Source organism: Desulfuromonas sp. (genome assembly GCA_002869615.1).
GTDB lineage: Bacteria > Desulfobacterota > Desulfuromonadia > Desulfuromonadales > UBA2294 > BM707.
In genome coordinates, this window is record PKUH01000065.1 from 1 (window position 1) to 16901 (window position 16901).

Here is a 16901-nt window from a genome sequence, read left to right on the forward strand (position 1 = left end):
AAATTGCTTTCCGCTGATGTCGTCGCCGGCGACCATCCGCGAACTGATCCAGGAAGCGGACGCGGTGATCGGCGCGGTACTGGTGCATGGTGCCAAGGCTCCGAAGCTGGTGACCCGCAATATGCTGGCGGCGATGAAGCCGGGAACGGTTCTGGTCGACGTTGCCATCGACCAGGGTGGCAGCTTTGAAACGTCCCGACCGACCACTCACGCCGACCCGATCTACGAGGAGAACGGTATCGTCCACTACTGCGTCAGCAACATGCCGGGTGCCGTACCGCTGACCTCGACCGTTGCCCTGACCAACGCGACTTTGCCCTACGCGGTCGAGATTGCCGATAAAGGGTGGCAAAAAGCTGCACGTTCAAATTTGGGGATTCGTGAAGGGCTGAATGTTGTCGATGGGAAAGTGACCTACGCCGGGGTGGCGGAAACGTTCAATATCCCGTTCTTTGATCCGGGAAAACTGTTTTAATATAAAAAGGGGCGGATTAAAATCCGCCCCTTGATTCACCATACTAAACACCAGAGATCAAAACATATAACGCACCCCAACAAAGACTTCATGGGCGATGAGATCACCTTCGAAATTTCCGGCCGGTAACCCGCCAAAACCAAAAAGGTCTACATCAAACTCACCGAAATCATAGTATCGGTAACCAAGTTCTGTCTTGACCTGTTCCGAGTGTTTAAACCCGATTCCAACAGTGCCGAAATAGGATAAACTCGTATCAGAATCACTGGCGAAAACAACCCCGTCACTGACTTCTACATCATAATAAGTTCCTCCAGCGCCGGCACCCAAAAATGGCTCGTAAAATCCATTTTCACCGAAACTCAAATCGTAGTAGGTCGATAGCGATATTGTTTTGGTCAAGACTGAGGAGAGATAGAAAAATGTCGGTGTTGGCGGCTGAAAACTATTGGTTCGAAAATCGGAATGCCTGAATGAATAATCGATTTGCGTTCGCAGTGCGCCCCAACCCTTGCCGAGAGATAGATCAAGTAGCACCCGGTTGTCTTGGTCGCTTCCGGTATTGGGATGTGGGCCAGCTGTATTAAGCCCACCTGAGTCCAACTCACTGTACGTAAGCCCTGTCCCAGCCCTTAAGTAGTAACCGTAGTTATCAACGGCCAGCGCAGTTGAAGAAACTAAAAGAGGAAAAACCAATGTGATAACTAGAAAAATAAATTTTATTTTCATAAGAATCTCCGTTATTTACAATACATTTAAACTACACTTGGAAAGTAAACAATAAAGAGGAATCAAAGTCAACCAAATCATGTGAAATAAAATACAGATAAAGAGACAAAAAGCTTCTAGGTATTTTTTAACAACCGAATTCCGTCTTTCTCAATCTTGATCTGCCGCTTTTTGTACAAGCCGCCGACCGCTTTCTTGAACGCCTTCTTGCTCATACCGAGAGCCCGCTTGATCTCTTCGGGCGAGCTTCCGTCGTGCAGGGGGATAAACCCTTCCTCTTCGAGAAGCTCGAGCAGGTTCGCTTTTTCCTCTTTAATGTCGACCATTCCCCCCTTGCGCCGGGTGACATCGATCTTCTTGTCGTTGCGGATCCGTTTGACGTAGCCCTTAATCCGGTCACCGACCTGAAGATGTTCCGGAGCCTCATCCTTGTACAACAGACCGCTGTAAAGATTATTGATAATGACTTTGCATCCGAGCGGTGTGTGTTGCCAGATCAGCAGCTCGACCTCTTCATCCTCTTTCAGGTTAATCTCTTCGGTCTCCAGACAATCATCGATCCGTGAGGTCGCGGCAACCCTCCCTTGATGATCGAGCACCACCTTGACCAGGTACCAGCGCCCCTCCTTCATTTTTTCAAACTGTTCCCGGTGCGGCACCAGAAGATCCTTCTCCAGTCCCCAGTCGAGAAAAGCTCCGGGATTGCCAAGCTGCCTGACCTTGAGGCGGGAGAATTCGCCGACCTGTGCCTTCGGTTTCTTTCGGGTCGCAGTCAGGCGACCCGCCGCGTCCATGAAAACAAAGAGGTTGAACTGATCACCCGGAGCAGTGCCGAAGGGGACTTCCTGCTTCGGCAACAGGATTGTTTCCCGACCCGACTTGATCCAGGCGCCCTTGTCATCGACCCGGTCGACCGTCAATGTGCTGAATGTACCATTTACCGACATCTGATCTTCTCCTTGATAAAAACCGAACCGGAGTATATGCGGAACTGACTCTATAATACCAGCAAAAACAGATTAAAGTACTTGACTTCAATTATCGCTTTAAGTCAGACTTGAAAACTATGAACGCGATAAAAATAACGACAATCAGGATCACCGGCAAACGGACAACCAAGGTCCGCCCGGTCCCGGTCTGCGTCGTAAAATCGTGTTGATATAAAAGCGCTCAACACAACAAAAACGGCCGCAGACAAGTCTGCGGCCGTTTTTTATTATCTTCCAGCAAGGAAAACAGAGAGTGTCGGTACTGCTTTTCTACAAAATTGCCATCACAATGTTGGCTGTCCTCGGACTCTCATTCGTCGCCGAGAAAATCAGTCCCCGATTGGCGGGCCTGCTTTCCGGCTACCCGATCGGCACAGCGATCATCCTGCACTTTTACGGGCTGGAGTATGGCACCAAATTTGCGGCCAATGCAGCTATTTTCAACCTCTGCGGCCTGCTGGCGTCACAGTGCTTTGCCTACGCCTACTACCGGATATCGCTGAAAACCGAATCGGTAGCACTGCCAAGCCTTGTAGCCTTGTCAGCCTACCTGCTGGCAGCTCTTGTTATCAGCCAAACAGCACCGGACCGGAACGCCGCCGTTGCCATTGCCGTCATTGCAACAGCGCTGTTTTGTATTCTGATGCGAACAAGCAGAGCGACAGTGGCAACAGTCACGCGACCCTGGTCGTTAAAACTGGTCGCCGGTCGCCTCGTATTTACAGCTGTGCTTGTTCTTACGGTCACTGAGACTGCGAATATGGTCGGTACGAAGTGGGCCGGGCTGTTTTCAGCATTCCCAGTAGCACTTTACCCTCTGGTGTTCCTTTTGCACCGGGAGCACGGCCCGGCTCCGGTCCGGACAATATTGGGAAATTTTCCGTATGGTCTCTGGTCAGTCATTGCTTATGCCTTAACCGTTTCGTTTGCTTATCCCGGGTTCGGGGTCTTCCCCGGAACGGCCATCGGATTTGCGGTAGCAACGCTGGTGTTGTTGACTATCAACATCAGGCCGATGCTGATTAAATACAAGAGGCAGGCACAAGAGATTCAATCCTGAGTGCCTGGTAATGTTTCACAAGATTTGAGCTTTTAATGTAACAATAGCTCAGTTATAGTTCCTGCGGTTGCCGAGGCAGCCGCCAAACATGAATAAAGGAGTCACACAATGAAAGTCGGAATTGTCGGTTGGCGTGGCATGGTCGGTTCGGTCCTGCTGCAGCGGATGCAGGAGGAGAATGATTTTTCCGGAATCGAACCGGTATTCTTTTCCACCTCACAGGCTGGTCAGGATGCCCCGATGGGTGCCGGCAAGCTCGAGGACGCCTCTAACATCGATACGCTAAAGAAACTTGACATCATCATCACCTGCCAGGGTGGCGACTACACCAAAGAGGTTCATCCAAAGCTGCGTGCCGACGGCTGGAACGGTTACTGGATCGACGCAGCCAGTTCCCTGCGAATGGAAGATGACGCGATTATCATCCTCGATCCGGTTAATCGCGCGGTCATCGACGCCGGCCTGAAGAACGGCGTCAAGGATTTCATCGGCGGCAACTGCACAGTCAGCCTGATGCTGATGGCGCTCGGCGGTCTGTTCGAAGCGGGGCTGGTCGAATGGATGACCTCGATGACCTACCAGGCCGCTTCCGGTGCCGGTGCTCCGAACATGCGCGAACTGCTGGCGCAGATGGGGAGCCTCAACGCCTCGGTCGCCGGCCTGCTGGCTCAACCCGGCTCGGCGATTCTCGAGATCGACCGCAAGATCACCGAAGTGTTGAACGGTTCCGAGATCCCGGTCGACAACTTCGGCTATCCGCTCGCCGGCAGCCTGCTGCCGTGGATTGACCGCGAAGTCGAAGACGGCCAGAGCCGCGAAGAGTGGAAAGGGCTGGTCGAAACCAACAAGATTCTCGGCTCCGGTTCGCCGATCCCGATCGACGGCCTTTGCGTCCGCGTCGGCGCCATGCGCAGCCACAGCCAGGCATTGACCATCAAGCTGAACAAGGATGTGCCGATCGAGGAGATCGAGGAGATGATCGCCAACCACAACGACTGGGTCGAACTGGTGCCAAACACCAAGGAAGCCTCACTGTCACGTCTGACCCCGGCCGCCATCTCCGGCACCCTGACCGTTCCGGTCGGCCGGCTGCGCAAGATGAAGATGGGGCCGGAATACCTCTCGGCCTTCACCGTCGGCGACCAGCTGCTCTGGGGCGCGGCTGAACCGCTGCGAAGAATGCTAAGGATTTTGATGGAAAAATAAGGCAGGTCAAAGGTTCAAGGTAAAGAGGAAAGAAAAGGGGGGCTGAATTCAATTCAGACCCCCTTTTTGCATATTAATAATCCTTAGATGATCTGAGAAAGAGTTGCGAGAAGATTTATAATAAACGGCCATCACATAAAGCGGGCTTGGAACGACATAACCAGCATAATCATACAAATTGAAGATGAGCTATTACCATTTCCCTATTGGTATATTGGCAATGGAGTAACAGGTGTTAGGTTATGCAATGATGAGGTTGGTGCTAGTGAACTTTTCTTTGATGTTTTTCCTGAAAAACTTCCTGAGTACAAAAATGATAAAACATTTGGAATAATCATTGAGGCAATGGGCGCATTGTCAGGTCACTTCCTAGTTTGGAGCGATGAAAGCCTTGACGATATAAAGCATGACAAGGATCAAACCAATTCTTTTACGCTCAATTAACTTCACAATTAGAACCTAAATTCGAACAAGCCCCAACCAATGACGGCTGGGGCTTGTTCCTATAAATCCTCTTATTTCTAATGAAGGGCTGAAATACCCTCAATTCAGACCTTTCCTATAAGTGCTGAAAAATGCCAATCGTTTCGGCAATAACATACTTTCTTTGTCGCACAGTCCATATTTCTTTTCCCTTTGTCTCATCGCAACAATACGATAAATTGTAAACACCATGTCGGCGCCGGATAAAAAAAAGGACACGCAGAAATGGGTTGAAAATCTCATCCTCAACTTCTGGGCGTCAAGCGATCTGAACACGCTGGACAACGGCACCGGCGAAAAAGCCTTGGATGCACCCCTGGTCGCGTATGCCAGCGGCGACGATCCGATGTTCAGCAGAATCAAGAACGACATCGGACCGTTCTACTGGCTGCCGCATGAGGCCTGGCAGCTGCAATTTCCCAACGAAAAGATTACCGCACCCGATCTGAGCGTCATTGCCTATATTCTGCCGCAGACCGAGGCGACCAGGATCGACCAGCAACAGGCAACCGAACTCCCGGCCGAACGCTGGGCCCGCTCCCGTGACTTCGGTGAAAAGTTCAACTGCGCCCTCCGCCTGCATCTGGCCGAAAGCCTGACCGCCGCCGGCTACCCGGCGGTCGCCCCGGAACGTCTGCCCGGGTTCGATTACCGGAAATCGGACAAACTCGGCATCGCCTCAAACTGGTCGGAACGCCACACCGCCCACATCGCCGGTCTCGGCACTTTCGGCCTGAGTGACGGCCTGATTACTGCGAAAGGAAAAGCGGTCCGCATCGGCTCGGTCGTTGCGAAAATCGATCTGCCGGCCACCGAACGGTCCTATGCCGATCCATACGAATGGTGCCTCTGGCATGCACGAGGGAAATGCGGCGCCTGTATCCGGCGCTGTCCGCCGAAGGCGATCAATCCGACCGGCCATGATAAGGAAATTTGCCGCACCTACATCCGTGAAGTGACCGCCCCCTATGCCCACTCGACCTTCGGTACAGGAGCGACCCCTTGCGGTCTCTGTCAGGTGAAGATTCCCTGCGAAGACCGGATTCCGCTCTAACCCGGCACCATAGGGCCACCTCCCTGCATTGCGGGAAGTGTCCCTGTATCCATCTGCTTCTTGACTCCTGCCGCTTTGACGTGGCATAAAAGCCGGACTGAATGAACCCTGCAAGGAGGAAAAATCGTGATTAAAATAGATTTTGAAAAGATGGGCGGCCTGATTCCGGCTATTATCCAGGACCACGAGACCAACGAGGTTCTGATGGTCGCGTTCATGGACGAGAAAACCCTCAACAACACCCTGCGTGACGGCAAGACCTGGTTCTATAGCCGTAGCCGCCAGAAATACTGGATGAAGGGCGAGGAGTCGGGCAACACCCAGGACGTTATGGAAGTCTACACCGACTGCGATGCCGACACCGTTGTCATCAAGGTCAAACAGAACGGCCCGGCCGCCTGCCATACCGGCAACCGGAGCTGCTTCTACGTGAAGTGGGAAGATGGCGAGTGGGTCGAGCATAGTAATCCGCTGTTTGACCCGGATGAGGTTTATAAGAAGAAATAATTTCAACGCAAAGACGCCAAGTTGCAAAGGAAAGCTAAACCTGCAATCAGCTTAACGGAGAGATGGAGAGCCACAGAGAACTTCAAGGGTTAATACTTTGAGTTCTTGAGGATTTCACCTATACAGTTTTGACTTACTCTCCACCTCTGCGCCTCTCCGTTAATTCAGATTCAGGTTCCATTGGAGTCTTGGTGACCCAATGATTTTGACTGGAGTTAATCATGAGCAATGAACTGAAACTCGGCATCCCGAAGGGGAGCCTCGAAAAAGCGACCATCGAGCTGTTTGACAAGGCGGGGTGGAACATCAAGACAACCTCGCGCAGCTACTTTCCGACCAGCGACGACGACGAGCTGAGCTGCAGCCTGGTGCGCCCACAGGAGATGGCCAAGGTGCTCGAGCGCGGCAAGCTCGATGTCGGCATCGCCGGCCGCGACTGGGTCAGGGAGAACGACTCGGATGTTGTCGAAATCGGCGAAATGGTCTACTCAAAGGTTTCCCGCCGCCCGGCCCGCTGGGTTCTGGTTGTCGGCCCCGACTCCAAGGTCGAAAAGCCGGAAGATCTCGAGGGCGCGACCATCTCGACCGAACTGGTCGGCTTCACCAAGCGCTTTTTCGCCGAAAAGGGGGTCAATGTCAATGTCGAATTCTCCTGGGGCGCCACCGAGGCGAAAATCCTCAAGGGGTTGTGCGACGCCATCGTCGAGGTCACCGAGACCGGCTCGACGATCAAGGCGAACAACCTGCGCATCGTCTGCGACCTGATGGAGTCGGTTCCGGTGCTGATCGCCAACAAGGATGCCTGGAACGATCCATGGAAGCGGGGCAAGATCGAGCGCATCTTCACCATGCTGCAATCGGCGCTGCGGGCCGAGGGGATGGTCGGTATCAAGATGAACGCCCCCGGCGACAAGATCGACGCCATCACCAAGCTCCTGCCGAGCCTCAACCAGCCGACCGTGGCGCATCTCTACAAATCGGACTGGGTCTCGATCGAAACGATCATGCCGGAACAAGATGTCCGCAAGATTTTTCCGGAATTAATGGAACTCGGCGCCGAAGGGATTGTCGAGTACCCCTTGAATAAAATCATTTAACCGGCAACGACACATAATCGTTAAAAAGAGCAGCCAGACGGCTGCTCTTTTTGTTCCGGCCCTTTGAGAGAAAATCCCACCCCGGAGTCGAAACCGGTAGCGGGGTCGGCCTGGCGACAGCCAAAATTATTTATGAAGGCCATGGCGGAAAAACTGGATCGAAAGCCGGCCTGCACAAGCACTTCCACCTGATCAATACAGAGACAACTCCGGACCAGGGCAGCCAGCAGCAATAGTCCGACGTTTTATCTCAAGAATTCAAGTACACCCGAAATAATCATCCATATTCTTTCCCGCAAGCCATTTAATACCCTTGTCATCAATCGGCAAAGGCACTAACATAATGGGCTCGCTTGACCCCGGTTTTCCGGCTGAAAATATCACGATTCAGGAGTTCTTCTATGATTTTCAAAGATATCGCCCTGCAAGTCCCGAAAATTCTCTTGCCAACAGCAGGAACAGACCTCTCCAAATGGGCAATCATCGCCTGTGACCAATACACCTCGGAGCCGGAATACTGGCAACAGGCCGCAGAGCAAGTCGGCAGCAACCCGTCAACCCTCAATATTATTTTCCCCGAGGTCTATCTCGAAGACGATGAGAGCGACGACCGCATTGCCGCGATTAACCGGTCGATGCAGGAGTACCTAGACCAGGGCATCCTTGAAGAGCAGAAGGAAGGCTTCATTCTGGTTGATCGAAAAACCTCGGAGGTCGAATCACGCAAGGGGCTGATGGTCGCGCTCGATCTTGAGCAGTACGATTTCAGCGAAGGAGCGACCACCCTGATCCGCGCCACCGAAGGAACCATTGTCGACCGTCTGCCGCCGCGCATCCGGGTTCGCGAAAATGCCCCGATCGAGCTTCCGCACATCATGGTGCTGATCGACGACCCGGAGAGAACCGTCATCGAACCGCTTTTCGACAAGGACCTTCCGCTCGCTTACGACGTACCCCTCATGCTCAACGGCGGCCATGTCAAGGGGTGGCAGGTCAGTGATCAGGACTCGATCTCACAGGTCAAGAACGCGCTCGTAGCCCTGGCCGATCCCGACTTTTTCGCAAAAAAGTATGAGGTACAAGACAAACCGGTCGTCCTCTATGCCATGGGCGACGGCAATCACTCGTTTGCAACCGCCAAGGCGATCTGGGAAGAGCTCAAAAAATCAGCTGATGACCAGGATGCGGTCATGAACCATCCGGCCCGCTTCGCCCTGGTCGAACTGGTTAACGTCCATGACCCCGGTCTCGAGTTTGAAGCCATTCACCGGGTTGTTTTTGATATCGATGCCGACGATCTGCTGACCGGAATGGCCGAGTTCTGTGCCAGTCGGGATGCGACTGTCAGCCTGCACCGCTGTGCCGACCAGGCCGAGCTGGCAGCCCGCCAGGCAATCGAAACCGGCGACAACCGGCACCTGATTCCGTTCGTCGATGGGAGCGGCTGCGGTCTCCTTGTCGTCGAAAACCCGGCCTTCCATCTCACCGTCGCCACCCTGCAGTCTTTTCTCGACAACTACCTTGAGAAAAACGCCAAGGCCCGGATCGACTACATCCACGGCGAGGAGCCGGTGGCACGAATCGGTGGACAATCCGGGAATATCGGCTTTTTCCTGCCGTCGATTTCGAAGCACGATCTGTTCAAGACGATTATCCTCGATGGCGCCCTGCCGCGCAAAACCTTCTCCATGGGCGAAGCCGACGAGAAACGCTTTTACCTCGAATGCCGGAAGATCATATAGGAGAACCTGTCATGTCCGATAAAAAACCTGCTCATTCCTGTTCATCCTGCAGCGCCGTCTGGTTGAAAACCGGCGCCACCAACTGCTGGGCCGAGCCGGGTAAGGGTCCGACCAAGCCGGGCTACTGCCCCTCCGACCCACACGCCGCCATCATAGATGAGTCGTTCGCCCGGTATACCGGCGACGACGAGGATGCACGCCTGGCCAAAGTAGCCGCCCGGGTCGAGGGTCTCTGCTACCAGCCGGTGCCGGGATCCGATGCAGTCAACGCGCGCTGGACCCGGGTCGAGGACCTGATCGCCCTGGCCAAAATGATGGACTACAAAAAAATCGGCATCGGCACCTGCGTCGGCATGCTGGATGAAACAAATCGTCTCTCGGAAATTTTAAACGCGCAGGGATTCGAACCCTATTCGGCCTGCTGCAAGGCCGGCAGTATCGATAAACTCAAACTCGACATTGCCGAAGAGGACAAGGTTCGTCCCGGAACCTTCGAGCCAGCCTGCAACCCGATCGCCCAGGCGAAGATCCTCAACGCCGAGGGGATGGAGATGAATATCATCATGGGGCTCTGCGTCGGCCATGACATGCTCTTCAACAAGTACTCGGAAGCTCCGGTTACGACGCTGGTGGTCAAGGATCGCGTGACCGGACACAACCCGGTTTCGGTCTTATATGGCCAGAATTTCTACTACAAGAGGCTGCAGAAGCAGCCGATCGTTGTTCCGGAAGATTGACTTAACGGATGCTTTTCACAAAATAACGGTTATTATTGAGTAAGGACTTTTATGCGAAACCGGGATCCGCTCAATAAATGCCCAATTTCCTTTCCGACATAATCGATGTTGCTTCGATCCGGAGCCTGCTGCAGGGTTTGCAACAGGCGACCGGAGCTCCGGTGAGCTTGCTCGACCATAACGGCGACGTCCTCTTCTCATCAGGCTGGAACCGGGCCTGCGAAATCTACCATCGCAAACATCTCAAATCTTCCGAGCGCTGTCGTGACAGCGACCGGTTCTTCGCCGGTTACCTGGAAAACGAAGGCTTTCCCGAAGATGAATTTATCACTCACACCTGCGCAAACGGACTGATCGAAGTCGGGGTGCCGATCATTATCGATGACTACCAGTTTGCGACGCTCCTGTTCGGGCAGTTCCGCCCTGAAACATCTGAGTTCAACAGGTTCCGCGAAATCGCGGTCGAGTTCGGTTTTGACGAGGCTCCGTATCTTGAAGAAATCAGAAAGATCCCGATATATGATGAAGCCAGAGTTAAAAAGCTCCTCGCTGTTTACTCCGGCATCGTCGAACTGCTGAGCAGGCTCGGCCGCACCTATCGTGAAGAGCAACAGACCCGTACCAAGCTGAAGAAATCAGAAGAGAAATTCCGCGAGCTCTTTCACCATTCGAGCGATGCGATCTATATTGTTGATCAGTCCGGACAAATTATCGAAGTCAACAAAGTCGCCTGCGATCGACAGGGGTACTCGTATGAAGAGTTAACTTCGATGAATGTCAGAGAACTCGATGATCCGCTTTTTGTCGACAAGATCAAGGATCAGATTTCCCGGATCAGGGAGGATAGAAGTTACATCTTCGAATCGGCCCACCTGCACAAGGACGGAACATCGATTCCGGTTGAGATCAGCGGCCGGATCATCAATTTCGAAGGGCAAAAAGCGATCATGGCCGCAGCCCGGGACCTCAGTGAACGGCAGGATGCGATGCAGGCTCTGCAGCGCAGTGAAGTCAAGTTCCGGAGCATAATAGATTCTTCGCCAATGGGAATTCACCTCTATTACCTCGACCCGGAAGATCGTCTGATTTTTACCGGCGCCAATTCATCGGCCGACGCCATTCTCGGCATCGCGCATCAGGATCTCATCGGTAAAACCATCGAAGAAGCGTTCCCCGGCGTCAAGCACACCGAGATTCCGCGGCGCTACCGGAGTATCTGTAACAACGGAGAGGTCTGGAACAACGAACAGATTGACTACGAGGATAAAGATATCCGCGGGGCGTTTGAAATCCATGCCTTTCAGACGAACCCGAAGACCATGGCAGTCTTTTTTATCGACATTACGACTCGCAAAATCGCCGAGCAGACGCTCCGTGAATCAGAAGAAAAATACCGCCTTCTCTTTTCAGCCGAAAAAGATGCCATTCTCATCATTGACAGTAAAACATTGATGGTGGTCGAGTCGAATAACGCCGCCAGCTCCATGTACCAGTACACTCCGGACGAATTTTCACGACTAAAAATCCTTGATCTTTCGGCCGAACCGCAACCGAGCCGTGAGCAGATCAGCAGTCTCCTTTCGGGTGACCTCGACCTCATGGAAGCTCAACACAAAAAAAAGGATGGCACCTTTTTCCCGGTTGAAATCACAGCCGGGACCTTTGAATGGCATAAACGATCCATGCTGGTCGTCATCATCCGCGACATCAGCGAACGCGACCGGATAACCCGGCTCAAGGATGAGATGCTTTCAGCGATCAGCCACGAAATGCGGACACCGCTGACGGCGATTCTCGGTTTCAACGAACTGCTGCTCAATGAAGATGTCGACCCCGAAAAAACGAAACAGTTCCTTGAATTGAGCCACCAGGAGGGTGAGCGCTTACGTGAACTGATTGATGATCTGCTGGATCTGCAACGCCTGCGCGCCGGATTTACCGGGGAAAATTTTGCATCGATCCAGATCAGGCCAATGCTGTATGAGATTGCCAACATCTTCCGGGAGATGAAGACCGGTCACAGCATTGAAGTTGACTGCCCGGACAAGTTGCCGGATATCATTGCCAATGAGCAGAAGATCAACCGGGCCCTGAAAAACCTGATGTCGAATGCTATCAAATACTCGCCGGCCGGCGGTCAGGTTAAACTGGCAGCAAAACATATTAAAAGCCGGCAAGCCCTCGCCCTGACGGTCAGTGATACCGGCCTCGGCATCCCGGGAGATGCACATGATCAACTCTTTGATCGCTTCTTCAGGGTCTATCACCCGGAAATCAAAAATATCGGTGGGACCGGCCTCGGCCTTGCCCTGGTCAAGGAAATAGCCAAACTGCACGATGGTACAATCAGTGTCGAAAGTGCCCCGGGCAAGGGGAGTCAATTCACTCTTGAACTGCCACTTTCCGGCCCGGAACTCGATAAGTGAAATCTCGCAAACATTGACCCGCCCGACCATATCCGTATAGAATGCAGCAAATTTATCCGGGAGGGATCCGATGCGCTTCAGCCTTTTTTTCCTTTTTCTGTTCACACTTGCAGCGACAAACAGCTCCGCCTGTGAAAAATGTGACATCGTGATCGATGTTATCGATGGCGATACCGTCGTTGTCCTTTGCGAAGGGCAAAAGCGGCCGGTACACCTGGTCACCGTCGATGCCCCGCAGCTCGAACAGCCCTTTGGCAAGAAGGCTCAGGCTTATACCCGTGAACTCCTGCTCAACAACGTTGTCACGATCAGTTATATCGATCAAAACCGGGCCACCGATATCGTCTCGGCCAGCGGCCGAAGCCTCAAGTGGGGCCTGATCCGGGCCGGCCTCGCCTGGTATCCCGATAATCATGAGAAAAACAGCCTGCGCAATGTCTCCGACAAACTCGGCAAGTACGAACGCAAGGCGCGGCGCAGCCGCAAGGGGTTGTGGGCCCAGGACGATCCGAAAGCGCCCTGGGAGGTGCATCGCGGCACCGAATCTCTGCCGGAAATCATGGCCAAGCTCGGCAACATGGCATTCGGTCGGGCCAAGATCCCGAACGGGGCCAGGATAGTCGGCTGACGGCGGTAGGCTCGCGGCCGGTCCGGTCGCTCCAGCAACATGAATCTGCACTCGCAACCACAACGAATTGCCTTCTGGCTGTTGCCGGAAGAGAAAGAACGCGCCAGGTTACAGGAGATAATCGATCAACTGGCTGATCGATTATCAGCACCGCGCTTCATCCCCCACCTGACCCTCCTGACTCGGCCGGCGGATGATGTGGCTGATCCGGTATCTCTATTGGAGCACCTGACAAGCCGATTCGGGGCGCTTCAACTTGAAGTCTGCGGTCAAGCCCGCTCGAGCAGCCAGTTCAATCAGGCCCTCGTTCTGCCGGCAACGACGCCGCCGGAACTCGACGCGGTGATCAGTGCCCTGCATCCACTCAAGATCGTACCGAACGTCTATGCCCCGCACCTCAGTCTGCTCTATGCTCAGCTTGACCCGGAAATCGGTCGACAGCTTGAACAAGAATTCTCTTCAGAATCTTTCACCGCCCGCTTCGATCACTGTACCGCTATCGATATCGGGCCGGGCTGCCGTTGTCAGCAAGATGTTGAGCAGTGGCGGACCATTGCGACCCGCAGGTTCTCGTCCGGAAAATGAGTCGCTGCTTGAATTTTTCTCTTCTTTCCGGTATACCTTCGTAGAATTTTACCAATCTGGAGGATTGCACCATGCCAATGTCTGACGGCTTTAAAGAACGTCTTTTCCCCAAAGCACAAGAGATCGCCGAGCATTTCGGCACTCCCTTTCATATCTACGATGAAACCGGGATCCGCGCGACCGGCGAAGCGCTGAAAAAGGCGTTTGCCAGTATTGACGGTTTCCAGGAGTTCTACGCGGTCAAGGCGTTACCGAATCCGAAGATCCTTGAACTGATGAAGGATATGGGCTTCGGCTTCGACTGCAGTTCGATTCCGGAACTGATCCTGAGTCGGCAGATTGGCGCAACCGGCGAAGAGATCATGTTCACCTCAAACAACACCACACCGCAGGAGTTTGCGGCGGCCCTCGGCGAGGGCGGATGTGTTCTCAACCTCGATGACATCTCGCTGATCGACAAGGTGCCGGAACCGTTCCCGGAGCTGATCTGCTTCCGCTACAATCCCGGTCCGAGCCGTACCGGCAACGTCATCATCGGCAACCCGGTCGAGGCGAAATACGGAGTCAGCACCGAACAGGTGGCTGAGGCCTACCGCCTGGCGAAGGCAAAGGGTGCCAGCCGGTTCGGCCTGCATACCATGGTCGCCTCGAATGAGCTCGACTACACCTACATGGTCGAAACCGCGCGGATGGTCCTCGAAGTGGTCGAGATGGTCGAGTATGAGCTCGATATCCAGTTCGAGTTTGTCAATATCGGCGGGGGCTTTGGTATCCCTTATCATCCTGAAGAAAAACCCCTCGATCTGGCGGCGATGAGCAAGGATGTTACGGTTTTGTTCAAGGCTTTCAAGGAGAAGCACGGCTACGCTCCGAAGATGTACATGGAGAGCGGCCGCTTCATGACCGGTCCGCATGGCTGCCTGATTACCTCGGCGATCAACAGCAAGGATATCTACCGCAAGTACATCGGCCTCGATGCCTGCATGTCGTCGCTGATGCGCCCGGCCCTCTACGAGGCGTACCACCACATCGACGTTGTCGGCAAGGAGAATGCCGCGGCCACCGAAACCTATGATGTGGTCGGCTCGCTGTGTGAAAACAACGACAAGTTCGCTATTCAGCGCCAGCTGCCGCCGATTGAAGACGGCGACCTGGTCGCCATCCATGACTCCGGCGCCCACGGTCACGCCATGGGCTTCCAGTACAACGGCCGACTACGCCCGAAGGAGCTGCTGCTGCGTACCGACGGTACCGTCGAGCTGATCCGCCGGGCCGAGACCAACGACGATTATTTCGCGACGCTGAGCTTCGAAGCCGACAGCTTCAAGCCGTAAAACCCAGCTGCACAATGAAGATCCAGGGCAGGTTCCGGCAGGAGCCTGCCTTTTTTATTGCTGCCTTGACAGGATGACTGCTGAATTGTAGAAACAATCTATTCAATTGATTAACAGCCAAGAGGGATAGCATGGACGCAACAACTCAACTCGGAAAAACCGGCCTCAATATCAACCGCCTGGTCTACGGCACCCTGCCGCTCGGGCCGCTGCAGTCGGATCTCTCCCCCGAGAAGGGGGGCGAGCTGATCCGCTACGCTCTGGAGCAGGGCGTCACTTTGCTCGATACCGCTGAACTCTACGGCACCTACAAACATATCCGCGAGGGAATTAAAGACTTTTCCGGCGAATACCTGATCGCCAGCAAGACGCATGCGCCGACCGCCGCCGAGGCCCGCACCCATGTCGAACGGGCCTTGCGCGAGATTGACGTGCCGACCCTCGATATCGTCCACCTGCACGGTGCCCGTCTGCAGGATCCTTTTGTTGAGCGGGAGGAGGTCTTTGCCGAATTACTGAAGATGAAGCAGGAGGGGCTGATCAGGCATGTCGGCGTCTCCTGCCATTATATCTGCGCCGTCGAGAAGGCGGCCGCGCATCCCGAGGTCGAAGTGGTGCATCCGCTGATCAACCGACCCGGCATGGGCATTATTGACGGCAGCGCCGAACAGATGGCGGCGGCGATCAAAAAGTGCGCGGACAACGGCAAGGGGATCTACGCGATGAAAGCCCTGGCCGGCGGTAATCTGATCAAGCAAGCCCGGGCAAGCTTTCGCTACGTGCTCGACCTGCCGGGTGTTCACGCCATCGCCGTCGGGCTGCTCTCGAAATCCGAAATCGACGGCAACCTGAAGCTTTTCAACGAAGGCACTGCCGACCCGGCGGAGTGGGAGCAGCTCGAATCCCGCAAACGCGATATCCTGATCATGGAGCAGTTCTGCAAAGGGTGCGGCGAGTGCGTACCGGCCTGCACCAACCACGGCCTTTACCTCGAAGGCGGCAAGGCAAAGGTCCGGCGCGAGGATTGTATTCTCTGCGGCTACTGCGCCGCCGCCTGCCCGGAGTTCTTTATCCGGGTCGTGTAATTGACCGAGACGGGTTGATCCCTTGCCCCGGCGGTAAGCTTTCACAAAGAGCCCAACCCTTCCCTTTGGTGCGGAATACATTTATCCTGAAGCAATGAAGAACATTCCGACCAGCGGAGGCTCCTATATTGTCTGGTTCAAGCTTGGCCGCAAGCGCCGCATCACCGTCGGCCGGCTCGGCGAACAGGTTTTCCGGCCCGGCATCTACGCCTACTGCGGCAGCGCCTTCGGCCCGGGCGGCCTGCGAGCGCGGTTGTCACATCACCTGCGCAACTCGGAGCGACCGCACTGGCATATTGATTACCTGAAGAATTGCAGCCGTATTGTTGAAGCCTGGTACTCGACCCGTCCGGAGAACCGTGAACACTTTTTTGCCGAGCAACTCTCGGCGCTGCCGCAAGCAGAAATTGTGCTCGCCAAATTCGGTGCTTCTGACTGCACATGCGCAACCCACCTGATCTACCTGCCGGGCGCATCGGTTCCTGACCTGCATTTATTCCCGGAGGAGCTGCAGATACTTAACAACGCATAAGGCAGCCGGAACGGCTGCCTTATGGTATACGGGAGACGGGTTGAATGAACATGCTCTAGTGGTGAACCTTGCCTTCTTTTCCAGAACTACTGCCGATGGCAATTTTGCGGCTGGAAGGTGTTTTCTTGACAATCGGCATACTTATTTCAAGCATGCCCTCATCACAGGCAGCCTGCACCTTGTCGGTATCGACACCTTCCGGCAAGGTCATTTTACGTACAAATGAGCCGTA

Annotated in this window: 18 protein-coding genes; 15 read left to right on the top strand and 3 right to left on the bottom strand. The window is 54.2% G+C overall.

The genetic code is table 11. From position 1 onward, the window contains the following. Positions 1-475: alanine dehydrogenase (locus C0623_06670; GenBank protein PLY00727.1), on the top strand; the 475-nt coding region annotated here is incomplete at its 5' end. A gap of 57 nt (positions 476-532) precedes the next feature. On the opposite strand, the gene C0623_06675 is transcribed toward C0623_06670, so the two are convergent. Together C0623_06675 and C0623_06680 are read right to left on the bottom strand one after the other, a co-directional pair. Then, on the bottom strand, positions 533-1204 hold the full coding sequence (locus tag C0623_06675) for a hypothetical protein (protein PLY00728.1): 672 nt from the start codon (positions 1202-1204) through the stop codon (positions 533-535). 116 nt (positions 1205-1320) lie between these two features. Continuing rightward, entirely contained in the window at positions 1321-2151 is an 831-nt protein-coding gene (locus tag C0623_06680; GenBank protein ID PLY00729.1) for a GntR family transcriptional regulator, read from the bottom strand. A gap of 295 nt (positions 2152-2446) precedes the next feature. On the opposite strand from C0623_06680, the gene C0623_06685 reads away from it, so the two are divergent. The 14 genes from C0623_06685 (at position 2447) to C0623_06750 (ending at position 16669) form a co-directional block, all read left to right on the top strand. Then, complete coding sequence (locus tag C0623_06685; protein ID PLY00730.1) at positions 2447-3253, top strand: hypothetical protein; 807 nt, start codon at positions 2447-2449, stop codon at positions 3251-3253. Positions 3254-3361: 108 nt separating this feature from the next. Beyond that, the gene (gene asd / locus C0623_06690; GenBank protein ID PLY00731.1) at positions 3362-4459 is read left to right on the top strand and encodes an aspartate-semialdehyde dehydrogenase; all 1098 of its coding nucleotides are present in this window, start codon (positions 3362-3364) and stop codon (positions 4457-4459) included. A 673-nt stretch (positions 4460-5132) separates the two neighbouring features. Next, positions 5133-5996, top strand: a complete 864-nt coding sequence (locus C0623_06695) for a 4Fe-4S ferredoxin (GenBank protein ID PLY00732.1) — start codon at positions 5133-5135, stop codon at positions 5994-5996. Between the two features lie 126 nt (positions 5997-6122). Continuing rightward, complete coding sequence (locus tag C0623_06700; protein PLY00733.1) at positions 6123-6503, top strand: phosphoribosyl-AMP cyclohydrolase; 381 nt, start codon at positions 6123-6125, stop codon at positions 6501-6503. Positions 6504-6724: 221 nt separating this feature from the next. Next, positions 6725-7600 carry an ATP phosphoribosyltransferase gene (locus C0623_06705; GenBank protein PLY00734.1) on the top strand — a complete coding sequence of 292 codons (876 nt, stop codon included), beginning with the start codon at positions 6725-6727 and terminating at the stop codon, positions 7598-7600. Positions 7601-7650: 50 nt separating this feature from the next. Continuing rightward, the gene (locus C0623_06710; protein ID PLY00735.1) at positions 7651-7836 is read left to right on the top strand and encodes a hypothetical protein; all 186 of its coding nucleotides are present in this window, start codon (positions 7651-7653) and stop codon (positions 7834-7836) included. 165 nt (positions 7837-8001) lie between these two features. Beyond that, positions 8002-9342 carry a DUF1015 domain-containing protein gene (locus tag C0623_06715; protein ID PLY00736.1) on the top strand — a complete coding sequence of 447 codons (1341 nt, stop codon included), beginning with the start codon at positions 8002-8004 and terminating at the stop codon, positions 9340-9342. Positions 9343-9353: 11 nt separating this feature from the next. Next, positions 9354-10079: a hypothetical protein gene (locus C0623_06720; protein PLY00737.1), complete on the top strand. Its 726-nt coding sequence runs from the start codon at positions 9354-9356 to the stop codon at positions 10077-10079. 77 nt (positions 10080-10156) lie between these two features. Then, the gene (locus C0623_06725; protein PLY00738.1) at positions 10157-12505 is read left to right on the top strand and encodes a hypothetical protein; all 2349 of its coding nucleotides are present in this window, start codon (positions 10157-10159) and stop codon (positions 12503-12505) included. Between the two features lie 70 nt (positions 12506-12575). Continuing rightward, on the top strand, positions 12576-13133 hold the full coding sequence (locus C0623_06730) for a hypothetical protein (protein ID PLY00739.1): 558 nt from the start codon (positions 12576-12578) through the stop codon (positions 13131-13133). A gap of 39 nt (positions 13134-13172) precedes the next feature. Further along, positions 13173-13718: a hypothetical protein gene (locus tag C0623_06735; GenBank protein ID PLY00740.1), complete on the top strand. Its 546-nt coding sequence runs from the start codon at positions 13173-13175 to the stop codon at positions 13716-13718. Positions 13719-13789: 71 nt separating this feature from the next. Beyond that, complete coding sequence (gene lysA, locus C0623_06740; protein PLY00741.1) at positions 13790-15052, top strand: diaminopimelate decarboxylase; 1263 nt, start codon at positions 13790-13792, stop codon at positions 15050-15052. A 131-nt stretch (positions 15053-15183) separates the two neighbouring features. Continuing rightward, the gene (locus C0623_06745) at positions 15184-16137 is read left to right on the top strand and encodes an aldo/keto reductase (protein PLY00742.1); all 954 of its coding nucleotides are present in this window, start codon (positions 15184-15186) and stop codon (positions 16135-16137) included. A gap of 94 nt (positions 16138-16231) precedes the next feature. Further along, positions 16232-16669, top strand: coding sequence for a DUF123 domain-containing protein (locus C0623_06750; protein PLY00743.1), 438 nt, complete (start codon positions 16232-16234; stop codon positions 16667-16669). Between the two features lie 55 nt (positions 16670-16724). On the opposite strand, the gene C0623_06755 is transcribed toward C0623_06750, so the two are convergent. Continuing rightward, the gene (locus C0623_06755; GenBank protein ID PLY00744.1) at positions 16725-16880 is read right to left on the bottom strand and encodes a hypothetical protein; all 156 of its coding nucleotides are present in this window, start codon (positions 16878-16880) and stop codon (positions 16725-16727) included. Between the last annotated feature and the right edge of the window lie 21 nt (positions 16881-16901).

Excerpts from the sequence above, each read along its gene's own strand:
- C0623_06675 (PLY00728.1), bottom strand. The coding sequence starts at position 1,204 with ATGAAAATAAAATTTATTTTTCTAGTTATCACATTGGTTTTTCCTCTT.
- C0623_06680 (PLY00729.1), bottom strand. The coding sequence starts at position 2,151 with ATGTCGGTAAATGGTACATTCAGCACATTGACGGTCGACCGGGTCGAT.
- asd (PLY00731.1), top strand. The coding sequence starts at position 3,362 with ATGAAAGTCGGAATTGTCGGTTGGCGTGGCATGGTCGGTTCGGTCCTG.
- C0623_06695 (PLY00732.1), top strand. The coding sequence starts at position 5,133 with ATGTCGGCGCCGGATAAAAAAAAGGACACGCAGAAATGGGTTGAAAAT.
- C0623_06705 (PLY00734.1), top strand. The coding sequence starts at position 6,725 with ATGAGCAATGAACTGAAACTCGGCATCCCGAAGGGGAGCCTCGAAAAA.
- C0623_06715 (PLY00736.1), top strand. The coding sequence starts at position 8,002 with ATGATTTTCAAAGATATCGCCCTGCAAGTCCCGAAAATTCTCTTGCCA.
- C0623_06720 (PLY00737.1), top strand. The coding sequence starts at position 9,354 with ATGTCCGATAAAAAACCTGCTCATTCCTGTTCATCCTGCAGCGCCGTC.
- C0623_06725 (PLY00738.1), top strand. The coding sequence starts at position 10,157 with ATGCCCAATTTCCTTTCCGACATAATCGATGTTGCTTCGATCCGGAGC.
- C0623_06730 (PLY00739.1), top strand. The coding sequence starts at position 12,576 with ATGCGCTTCAGCCTTTTTTTCCTTTTTCTGTTCACACTTGCAGCGACA.
- C0623_06735 (PLY00740.1), top strand. The coding sequence starts at position 13,173 with ATGAATCTGCACTCGCAACCACAACGAATTGCCTTCTGGCTGTTGCCG.
- lysA (PLY00741.1), top strand. The coding sequence starts at position 13,790 with ATGCCAATGTCTGACGGCTTTAAAGAACGTCTTTTCCCCAAAGCACAA.
- C0623_06745 (PLY00742.1), top strand. The coding sequence starts at position 15,184 with ATGGACGCAACAACTCAACTCGGAAAAACCGGCCTCAATATCAACCGC.
- C0623_06750 (PLY00743.1), top strand. The coding sequence starts at position 16,232 with ATGAAGAACATTCCGACCAGCGGAGGCTCCTATATTGTCTGGTTCAAG.
- C0623_06755 (PLY00744.1), bottom strand. The coding sequence starts at position 16,880 with ATGACCTTGCCGGAAGGTGTCGATACCGACAAGGTGCAGGCTGCCTGT.